The organism is Paenibacillus sp. GYB004 (genome assembly GCF_036577605.1).
In the GTDB taxonomy this organism is placed as follows: Bacteria; Bacillota; Bacilli; order Paenibacillales; family NBRC-103111; genus Paenibacillus_AB; species Paenibacillus_AB oceani.
Genome location: NZ_JARBDB010000003.1, coordinates 1 through 1,830 on the forward strand (window position 1 = coordinate 1; position 1,830 = coordinate 1,830).

The window sequence follows — 1,830 nt, forward strand, 5'->3', positions numbered from 1 at the left end:
CTCCCACTATAAAGTAATGTTTTCTCCTGTTTTCTCGCTCATTCTTAGTTTTTCAACTTTGACAACCTATGTCCGCTGGAGGAAGATTGAAAGAGATGTAAATATTTCTGCATGGGCTGTGGCGGGAATAGAGCCTGCGTTCATCAGTTTCCAGACTGTGGATAAAAAGGTATGATCGCACAGTGGATCTCCACTTCCGCCCTCGGGGTTTACCCTCCCATGTCACACAGGGTCGATGCCCTTACATTCCATCGTTCTACCTCACAAGGGGTGGAGGCCGATTCTTGCTCCTTTACAGGGTCGCAGCCCTTATGGTGTGTGTCTTTCGGCTTCTCCGGTGCTTCTATTGTCATTGGGTTGTACACATGCGAATAAGCGAGACGTACAGATGTTGCTAACTGTTGAGCTTAAAGCGATTTATGCAGCACTTCGTTGTAGCTGGGCTTGGCGTACCGGCCCCAATACATCGTTTGCGTTATACTCTTTTTGTTTTGTGCCCAGCGTATGCAGGACGCGGAGCAGTTTTCCACAGAGCGCGATTAGCGATTGTTTCTTCTTTAGCGGATTTTGACTTCGTGTGGTGAAATAGCGATGCAACGCTTGGAATTCTGGATTTTTTGCCACCAAAGGCATTACAGCCCTGAACAGGATCGCCCTCAGACGAGATCGCCCGCGTTTGCTGATTCCGGTTAGCCCCTTGCGCTTGCCGGAGCTGTTCTCGGTTAGATTCAATCCTGCAAGGCGTACGAGTTGTTGTGCGTGTTCGTACTTGTTCAAATCACCGACCTCCGCCAAAAATCCGGCTACGGTCAGAACGCCAATCCCTGGGATCGTCAGCATCTCATTCGTCCCCGGAATCTTCTCCAGGATTTGCAAGACTTCCGCCATGATTGTTTCTTCTTGGCTGCTGAACAGATCGTATTGCGCTAGTAGCGCTGCAAGTTCAATTCTGGCTGCTGTAAGCCCTTGTGTAAGCCCAATCGAGACCGTTGCTGCCGCGTAGAGCTGCTCAGCCCTCTTGATGCCTACTCCGCGCTTTATTTCCGTCTTCCAATGTGTGAGAACGCCTCTGGCGCCTGTAGAGACGATCTCCTCAGGAGTCGGAAATGCGCGCATGCTCATCAGCGAGGCTTTGCCTTCCCAGTCCTTGAATACCTGTGGATATTCGGGGAAATAGCGGTCAAACCAGCCGTGAATTCTAGCCTTGACTTGATTCAAATTCATCATGATCTTCTCGCGAAAATTCATAAGAATACGCAAGTCCGCAAATTCCTTCGTTGGCAAATTCGACTCTGAATACTTCCCATCCCGAACCAGGTTTGCGATTACTTTCGCATCCTTGTAATCGCTTTTGGTCTGTGAATTGTCTTCAAGCTCCTTGCTCTTGTTCACGTGATGAGGATTCACCAGAACCACTTGGATCCCTTGCTCTTTCAAATATGCTGCCAACGCGAACCAGAAGTGTCCGGTGGGCTCTATGCCGAAGATGATATCCGTCTTCTCGTGGGTTCGGCTGAGTTCCTTCATCCACTCGGTAAGCTTGGTTAATCCTGGCCCTTCGTTCTGAAACTCGCACTCACTACCAAGCTCGATTCCTCGAAAATCTACGGCTCGTGCAACGTGGAGATTCTTCGCGATATCCGCGCCAATCACCAACGTTTTGTCGGTAATTCTTGTAATCCGTTGATTTTGTTTCTGCTTTAACTTATGCTTCATGAGTGAGTGCCTCTTTTCATAGTGGGATTGTTCTTGCCGGAACGTTTCCCAGTATACTAGAGGCGCTTTCTTCGTTCAAAGCTCAAATTACTTCATTACAGGAATGGCTCCTTT

1 protein-coding gene is annotated in these 1,830 nt (G+C 48.8%); it reads right to left on the minus strand.

From position 1 onward, the window contains the following. Window positions 1-417: 417 nt before the first annotated feature. Window positions 418-1,716: an IS110 family transposase gene (locus tag PV433_RS02075; RefSeq protein ID WP_332070542.1), complete on the minus strand. Its 1,299-nt coding sequence runs from the start codon at window positions 1,714-1,716 to the stop codon at window positions 418-420. Between the last annotated feature and the right edge of the window lie 114 nt (window positions 1,717-1,830).

Coding starts and splice junctions, on each gene's coding strand:
- PV433_RS02075 (WP_332070542.1), bottom strand. CDS start 1,716: ATGAAGCATAAGTTAAAGCAGAAACAAAATCAACGGATTACAAGAATT.